The sequence below is a fragment of the Chthonomonas sp. genome (assembly GCF_035294505.1).
Lineage (GTDB): Bacteria > Armatimonadota > Chthonomonadetes > Chthonomonadales > Chthonomonadaceae > Chthonomonas.
The window spans coordinates 1-8,193 of record NZ_DATGKU010000020.1 but is presented as its reverse complement, the minus strand read 5'-3'; the positions used below and the strand labels follow the sequence as shown (position 1 = coordinate 8,193).

9 protein-coding genes are annotated in these 8,193 nt (G+C 54.5%); 7 read left to right on the top strand and 2 right to left on the bottom strand.

Annotated elements, in window-relative coordinates; translation table 11 throughout:
- From VKV18_RS00650 to VKV18_RS00620, 7 genes are all read left to right on the top strand, one after another.
- A partial coding sequence (locus VKV18_RS00650; protein ID WP_324202297.1) for a hypothetical protein occupies positions 1-290 on the top strand: 290 nt, incomplete at its 5' end.
- A gap of 341 nt (positions 291-631) precedes the next feature.
- Positions 632-1,687: a hypothetical protein gene (locus VKV18_RS00645; RefSeq protein WP_324202296.1), complete on the top strand. Its 1,056-nt coding sequence runs from the start codon at positions 632-634 to the stop codon at positions 1,685-1,687.
- A 50-nt stretch (positions 1,688-1,737) separates the two neighbouring features.
- Entirely contained in the window at positions 1,738-2,082 is a 345-nt protein-coding gene (locus VKV18_RS00640) for a hypothetical protein (RefSeq protein WP_324202295.1), read from the top strand.
- 265 nt (positions 2,083-2,347) lie between these two features.
- Positions 2,348-3,178: a prepilin-type N-terminal cleavage/methylation domain-containing protein gene (locus VKV18_RS00635; protein WP_324202294.1), complete on the top strand. Its 831-nt coding sequence runs from the start codon at positions 2,348-2,350 to the stop codon at positions 3,176-3,178.
- A gap of 208 nt (positions 3,179-3,386) precedes the next feature.
- Positions 3,387-4,292, top strand: a complete 906-nt coding sequence (locus VKV18_RS00630; RefSeq protein ID WP_324202293.1) for a phytanoyl-CoA dioxygenase family protein — start codon at positions 3,387-3,389, stop codon at positions 4,290-4,292.
- A gap of 879 nt (positions 4,293-5,171) precedes the next feature.
- The gene (locus VKV18_RS00625; protein ID WP_324202292.1) at positions 5,172-5,414 is read left to right on the top strand and encodes a hypothetical protein; all 243 of its coding nucleotides are present in this window, start codon (positions 5,172-5,174) and stop codon (positions 5,412-5,414) included.
- Entirely contained in the window at positions 5,411-5,818 is a 408-nt protein-coding gene (locus VKV18_RS00620) for a type II toxin-antitoxin system VapC family toxin (RefSeq protein ID WP_324202291.1), read from the top strand. Before VKV18_RS00625 ends, VKV18_RS00620 begins: the two co-directional genes overlap by 4 nt.
- Before the next feature lie 903 nt (positions 5,819-6,721).
- Here the strand turns inward: VKV18_RS00620 and VKV18_RS00615 are convergent.
- Together VKV18_RS00615 and mreC are read right to left on the bottom strand one after the other, a co-directional pair.
- Positions 6,722-7,228, bottom strand: a complete 507-nt coding sequence (locus tag VKV18_RS00615) for a hypothetical protein (protein WP_324202290.1) — start codon at positions 7,226-7,228, stop codon at positions 6,722-6,724.
- Positions 7,225-8,049, bottom strand: a complete 825-nt coding sequence (mreC, locus tag VKV18_RS00610; RefSeq protein ID WP_324202289.1) for a rod shape-determining protein MreC — start codon at positions 8,047-8,049, stop codon at positions 7,225-7,227. Before mreC ends, VKV18_RS00615 begins: the two co-directional genes overlap by 4 nt.
- Positions 8,050-8,193: the final 144 nt, after the last annotated feature.

Below are 8,193 nucleotides of genomic sequence, written 5' to 3'. Positions count from 1 at the left end.
TGGTTAGCATCAAGCGGGTAAAGGTTTTGTCGTTTCACTTAAATGATGTATCCGATGATCTCTTCAAGGCCTTCTTGCCACCTGGGTCTTTTATGCGCGATTATATTACTCATCATGACTACCTTGTGGGTGCCAATGGGCAGCTTATTCTAGACCCGCGCTCGGACTGGAATAAGAACCAGCCTTACTTTTGGCGCTGGGCGTTCATCCTAAGCTTAACAGCACTCTTCTTTTTCCTTGTCAGCTTCATCGTCTATCGGCAGCGCCGACCGCGGTTAAGGAGGGGCTAAAATGCTAGACTGTCCTACACTTCAGCGCCTATTGCCTACATCGGCATGGTATGCACGAAACAGGTATGTGCTGGAACCAATCTGAACTGCGTGGTAGACCCTAGTCAAGGACTCGGTGTGGTGGTCGTTAAGCGTTACTATCCTCATTTCCAGTGCGAACCGGGAGGGGTGCCAAACGCTTACTGTAGTAATTTCGGCAAAAACTTTCTGTGCTGGTGGATGGGAGTCTGGCCTGCTGGCAGCGGTTGTGCTGGGCAACCATTTCGAACCCAGGAGGAACATGTGGATATTTGTGGTCTCTAGAGCGCGGCGACTGGAGAAGAGGAACAAAGGAGCCAAGAATGCCAACTCGACAAACAAATTACAGCATTTTGGGTTTAGGAGCCTATCTGCTCCTAAACCCCCTCTTGAGCTTTGGAGGGCAAACAACGAGCTTGCAGAGACCCTCGACCTCAAGTGTCGTAGAAGCATTGAAAGCAGCTTCAGCACCGTTGCAATCAGGCTACTTTACATATCGCGTTGTCACCACCTACCTTGCACCTCCATTTGCTAGAGGGGCGCATGTTCCGTCTACAGACTACATGGCGTTTGCCTTTAAGGGAGTTAAGCGCTTCTATCAAACAAACAGCAACCCTAACGACGCTTCCTCTGCACAGTTTATTGTGGACGGCAAAAATTACTATACGCAGGATGTGGCCACGGGGTCGTTCAACGGGAGACGGATGCCATCAAGCGTTGTGCACGATATGCAACCGGCGTTTCAAGTAGATGAGAACCCCCTGTTATACGGTTATATGGATGCGCTAGGACGGTGGTATGCTCAGGTGGCGGCGCAGGCAAAACAGCTCACCGTGCGAGGCAGTAAAAACGATCCTCACTGGGGCAGCCTCTATGAAGTTGTGATTACAGATGCGCAAGGGAACCGACTAGACGGATGGGTGGCACCTCGCTTTGGGAACATGATTGTTCGTGCGGATTTCTTCTTCTTATCCAATAGAGAGGATCGTTTTGAGTGTTTATCGGCAAAGCAGATAGATGGTGTTTGGATTCCTACAGAAGGCAGGAGCAGCACTTACGCATCACTGGGTTCGGGAAGCAAACTCACATTGTGTGCAGTAAAGGAACTGTATGTAACAAGTTGCCATCTTAACAATGTATCCGATGATATTTTCAAGCCGGACTTGAAACCAGGTTCTTTATATCGTGATTATTTCACCCACCATGACTACCTTGTGGGTGCCAATGGGCAGCTTATTTTAGACCCGCGCTCGGATTGGAACAAGAGCCAGCCCTACTTTTGGCGCAGGGCGTTCATCCTGAGCTTAACAGCACTCTTCTTTTTCCTTGTCAGCTTCATCGTCTATCGGCAGCGCCGACCTCGGTTGAAGAAAGGGTAATGCATCACTTTTAATGGATGAGCTGAGCATAGAAAAAGGAGTTGTGCTGTATGAGCTGTATTCAACAGAAAAAGAAACAGGTTCTTTCTCCGGCGCTTATCGCTCTTCTGCAAGCGGTGGTGAACCTGGGAACGGTCAACACAAAAGCTCTTGCCCGCTACTTAGGGCGTTGTAGCACCACCATAGATACCGAGTTTAAACGCATCTACGCTTTAACCGACGCGCATTCCCGTTTAGAGGCCGTAATCTATGCTTTGCGAGTGGGATGGATACAGTTAACACCGCTTGATGAGAACCCTATCGAGCCTGTTGATAAAGATCGGCATGACAACGGCCTTGAGGCGCCTGTCTGCGGCGCTGGAAGGAAGGAGAAGAGGGAGGGGGGGTGGCGATAATAATCTAAAGTAACCACTGCATTCCTTAATGTAACCGAAAGTTTCCTCATGGCAAAAGCATGACCTGCCTAATACGTCTGGGACTATTTTATACTGTAGCGGCACTGTGTGGCATTATTGTAGGAGATGCAGATTATCCGGCAGGACTCCGTAAACTATCCTCTCTGTCTGGAGTGCCTATTCGCTGTGAAAGTGATATAGAGAGAGCCTATATGGCTTGGAGGGAACGTCAGGTCGCCATGGATGTTCCCTAAGGAGAGAAACCATGTGGACGCAAAAGAAGAAGCGAAAGCCCACGCCGAAATGTGGGTTTACACTGATCGAGTTGCTCGTGGTTATAGCGATAATTGCCTTGCTTGCCGCCCTAATATTTCCTGTGTTTGCAAGGGCGCGTGAGGCGGCGCGTTCCATTGTGTGGCTATCCAATCTAAAGCAGCTTGGAACGGCTATAAGCCTCTATCTGGAGGATTACGACGAAACCTACCCGATGAACCGCCAGGCCGATGCTTTGCATGATTTAGGGGGGTGCACATCGCCCTCTCCAAGCAGCCCGCCGAACGACCCGTTGGAGGGCAGCAGCGTGAATTGGAAGCGGGAGATTTTACCCTATGTGAAGAGTTTCGACGTGTTTCGCTGTCCCTCGAACGGAGATGCATGGAGCACAAACGGATATGCCAGCGTGCCCGGTGATGAGACGAATCTGCTGTACCCAAAATCACAGTGGATCGCCATCTCCTATGCCTACAACGGTAGCTTCTTTCATGAGGGCGTACCTCCCTGCTGGTATGGGGAGCCGAGAACGCGACCGCGCTATGAGACCGAGATCGGCGATGCTTCCGGCCTTGTGTTGCTGTTGGAGTCGCGCTGGAGTTTCCCGGACCTGGGCAGCTGGTTCATCCCTTTGCGTGGCCCTGATGGTGGGGCGCAGGGGCCTTTTCAGAGCCATAACGGGGCTTGCAATTGGCTTTTTGCCGATCTTCATGCAAAACATCTCAAGCCAGATGCCATTTGCCAGATGCATGGATGGTCGGAAAACTACCCAGACCCGACCAACGGCTGCGCGATGCTTGCACAGGAGGCGCCGGAGTACCGCTAAGAGGTGCCCACCCCGTCTGTGACCCGCTTCGAGAAACAGGAAAACGGTGGGGTTTTTGTTGAGGGAGGGGTAAGGGTAGCCCTGAGTTCGCCCAGGATTTCTCTTCCAGGCCTCTTTACTTTGTTGACGTGCGGATAGGAGGCTAGTATAATACCCAAGCAGGAACGGAAGTTCCTTACACTGAACGTGTTGTAAGGAGGCTATTAAGATGGTGCGTACGGTTATCTCGGATGAGGAAGCGAAGTTTTTCCATGAAAACGGCTACCTTATTTTGCGAAACGTGATCGCGGAGCCGGAGCTTTCGCGAGTTCAGGCCGCTATGGACGATCTCATGCGCTACGGCAGCGAGACGGTTCGAGACCACCCGGACTACATGTACGGCCGTGGGCATAAGACGGGGCAACCGGTTTTGAAGCGTATCGAGTACGTGATTGATAAGAAAGACGAGATGAAGGTGCTGCTTGGGCATCCGTTCATTCTGAACACGGTGGAGAAGCTGATGGGCCCCGATCTCATTCCCACATGGGATTCGATGGTGCTCAAGCTGCCTGGGGAGGGCATTGTGGTTCCGTGGCATCGCGATGCCGGCACGGAGCATGTGGGGGACACACCCATCTTTAACGTGGATTTCTATCTCGATCCGGCAGACTACGACACCTGTGTCTGGGTAATGCCCGGCAGCCATCTTTGGAGCAAAGAGCAGACGACGACTTGGCTGCAGGAGCATGCCAAAGACCACACGCGGGCCGATTTTGAGGCGAGCGGGGCGGTGCCGGCCCTGATGTCGCCGGGCGATGTGCTTCTACACAACATTCTTGTGCTGCATGGGTCGCCGGAGAACGCTTCGGAGAAGCTACGGCGGGTTGTGTACTATGAATTTCGTACGGCGCATGTGGAGGAAAAGCTGGGGCCGCACACCCCCGAATATATTCTACACAAGCAGAAGGTACTGTTGGCGTGCTTAGAGCGGCGTCGGCAAGCAGACTACATTCCCACTGACGAGGTTCCCTATGTCTACCACCCGCCGGCCCCGTGGAATCAGGTGAAGCTTGCCCCAGGCGAGGAGTTGCCGACCTATCGGTATCCACACGGGGAATTTTGGCGGGCAGCGTAGTTGGGGCTGTTTAAAACAGAACGTCACGTTAAAGTGTCTCTTGCTGCTTGGCTGGGGCGCTTGCCGTAGGAAGCCGCCGGCTCGCTTATTGGCCACCCCTCCCCCTGTAGGGGGAGGGGTGGGGCTGTAGAGATAGGCGCCTGTCATTTCGAGCCGAAGGCGAGAAATCTTGAGTTTCCATTCCTTTACGGCTCTAGAGGCAGTTTTGCAGAACAAGTCAATCTCACTCGCCCCCTATCCCATCCTTTCCCCCGATTCGGGAGAAAGGGGGCGGTTGTGTTGGGTTGCCGAAGGGAAGTTATTATAAAAAACTGCCAATGAACTTATTGGTCTCCCCTCTCCCTGATAGGGGGAGGGGAGTGGGGGTGGGGGCTGGAGGCAAGCCCATCTTTTCGCCCCTATCCCATCCTTTCCGTCGTCGCAGACAGCAACGCACTTGAAGAGCTGGCGGTACAACTGTGCTTTCGTGCCACAGACGAGATCAACAACTGTCATTTCGAGCCGAAGGCGAGAAATCTTAAGTTTCAGTCCCTACCGGCTCTGAGGGAAAGGCGCTGAGGGGAAGGGCGTCGGCCTTGAGGAGGTAGGAGTGGGGCTGCAGAGGCTGTCAACTTCACGGTTCTAGAGTTCAGTTCACAGAGTAAGCCTACCTTGTTCACCCCCTATCCCGTCCTTTCCCCCGATTCGGGAGAAAGGGGGCGGTTGTGTTGGGTTTCCGCAAAGAAGCTAACCATGGGAATCGCTGACTAGATTGTTCTATTGCCTGGTGTGAGTGAGAACGAGCAACATCTTTGCAGGCATCGGCTGGCACCAGGTGTAAAGAGAGACGAGATGAACGTAAAGTAGAAGAGCGCTCAATAACTTGGGAGAGACGGGAGTATGCCGAAGACATTGATGTTGGAAGTCCCAAACGAGGTTTATCAGGCTTTGCAACAAGAGGCCGCTAAGACGGGGAAGTCGCCGGAGCAGTTGGCCGTAGAATGGCTTGCCCTAAAGTCAAACAGGGGAAAGGCAGAGGCTCTGCAGCCGTTCTTTGGTGCCTGGCAGATGGCGTCGGATGAGCGCGCGCGCATCGAGGAAATGCTCGATGAAGAGCGACATCTTGAGGAAGGCACTAAGTGAACTATCTCTTCGACACAAATCACGCAATAGCCTACCTGAACGGAGATCATCGCCTGACACCCTATCTTAGTGCGGCTCAGAGAGCAGGGAGCCTATTTTCCGTTTCAACCACGGTATTAGGTGAACTCTATTATGGCGCTTATGCCAGTCAACGTGCGGCAGATAATCTTATAAAGTTGGCTACTTTCGCTTCCCACCTCGTCGTTTTCCCTTTCGACGAAGCCGCTGCGGTGGAGTTTGGCAAAATTTGCGCTGAGCAACGTTCTAAAGGAAAACCGATCCCTACCGCCGATGCTCAAATTGCTGCCGTTGCCCGCCTGCATGATCTGGTGGTGCTTACAAATGACGCCCATTTTTATGTCATAGATGCACTGAAAGTCGAGAATTGGCTCCTCTCTTCGTAAAGCGAGCCTACCTTGCTCGTCTACAATGCCCTCCTTTAGTCTTAGCAGCTAAGGAGGAGGGAGGCGATCTTGAGGACAAGACCTCGGCCTTGAAGAGCCGGTGAGACAGCCGCCTGTCATTTCTTGTGAGATAGACGCCTGTCATTTCGAGCCGAAGGCGAGAAATCTTAAGTTTCAGTCCCTACCGGCTCTGAGGGCGTCGGCCTTGAGGGGCTGCAGAGACTGCCAATTTCCCGGCTCTAGAGTTCAGTTCACAGAGCAAGCTAATCTTGTTCGCCCCCTATCCCATCCTTTCGTCTTGCAGACAGCAACGCAGCGGCCAGAGAGATGGGCTTTGAAGGAAACGGTTCTGGCCGCTGAGGTGTTTATTGTGTCTTACTTATTGCAGAAAGGGGGCGGTTATGATGGGTTCCGAAGGGAAGCTAATCAAAGGAAACCGCCTGTAGGGAGCACGGTGACCGTGCCCCTTTTGCTAATCTCCCCTCTCCCTGATAGGGGGAGGGGGAGGGCGCCCTGCCCCAGAAAATCTTGCCATTTTCTGGGGACCCCAGCGTCGGCCTTGAGGGGAGTGGGGGTGGGGGCTTGAAGCGTCGGCGGTACAACTGTGCTTTCGTGGCACAGACGAGATGAACACATGTCATTTCGAGCCGAAGGCGAGAAATCTTGCGTTTCCATTCCCACCCGTTCTGAGGGGTTGGGGTTGGGCTGCAGAGACAGACAGTTAGTAGCACCTGATAACCTAGAGTGTGCCTGATAAAATGGTGCCCTATGTAGGGGTAATCCTTGTGATTACCCGCCTATTTTGCAAAAGCGGCAGGAAGCAAGTTCTGCGTTTGAGAGGGCGTTTGCAGAGCAAAGCAGGGTTTTGGAAAGCAAGGCTCCCAGTCGGAGCGCTGAGGTTGGTTAGGCAATGGCGTGCGTATTTTGGTCGGCGCCGAGCAGCCGGCGCAGAAGCGGATAGAGTAGGATGGCAAGGGCCATGTTGTAGAGGGTGGTTTTGCCGGTAACCAAAAGCCAATGGAGGAGAAGGGGAGGCGGAGCGGCCACCAGATAGATAAGCGCCGCCACCAGAGTGCCGGCGGCGGCGAAGAAGGGGGCTAGAAAGGTGCTGCCGCGAAAGACTCGCTCGCCTAGCCAGCCGATGCCGAAGCCCACCAACGTGTTGCCCACGATGATGCCCCCAAGTCCTCCGCCGATAAGAGGAGAGAGGGAGGCAAACAGAAAGCCGTTGATGAACCCTAGCAAGGCCCCCTCGTTTGCTGTGCAAAAGGTGGCCCCCAGCGTGGTAAGCAGAAGCGGCAGTTGGGGAGTGGCATCCTCAACGGCGATTCGGCCTGCCCATGCAAACTGGAGGATAGCCGCCATGAGCGGCAGGACGATAAACAGCAGGAGGCGTTTACCAAAGCTCATCGCAGCACATAGACCTCTTCCAGCCGATTGAAGTCTACGGCAGGTTTCACGAGGGCTTGTTTGCTGGTATGGCCTTGATCTACCTGTACGCTCACCACGGTACCGATGGGAATGCCTGGAGGGAACACGCCGTAGCCTGCAGTTACAATTTTATCGCCGGGGCGGATATCGGCATCGCCGGCCAGGTCTATGAGAGGGATGAGGGGCGAGTAGTTGCCACGACAAAGGCCAACGGCGCGCGAGGAGGCCCTCTGCACGCGCGCGCCCACCATACCGTTGCGATCGGTAAGAAGCACGACGGTTGCGGTGTTAGGGGTCACCTCGCTTACTTGGCCAACGAGACCATCGCGCGTTACGACGACGCTATGCACGTGTACCCCATCGTTGCTACCTCGCGAGATAACGATGGTGTTAAAGTTCGGGTCGGGGCGCAGGGCGATCACCCAGGCGGCGATGGGCGGCTTAGGGAGGGTGCGCACAAAGCCCAGGTCTTGTTGCAGTTGCACGTTTTCGGCAGCGGCCTCTTGAAGGCTTGCGTTTTCGGCCTTCAGGCGCTCCACTTCAGCGCGCAACCGACGGTTCTCCCGTTCGAGGGCGCTGCCTCGCAGAATCCATCCAAAATTGCGACCACACCATCGGGAAAATCGGTTGAGCGTGCCGGCAGGGTAGGCCAGCGCGGTGCGAGTCCAGGTGGTAACGGGGTCGGGGCGTCCATGGGCAACGAGGCGATTGTGCCAGGCTCCGGCCAAAGTACCGAGCAACAAAAGCAGCAGCAACGCCTTATAGCGCAGGTGTCCGTGTTGGCGTTCCGGCGGCAGCATGGCGGTAGACCCCTAAGAGTGCCGGCCGGGGCTAGCGCCCTCGAAGGGCACGACGCATGGCGGGGTTGGCTTCTAGCTCTTCTAGGAAGCGGCCGGCGCCCAACACCACACAGCATAGCGGGTCTGGAGCGATGTGGACGGGCA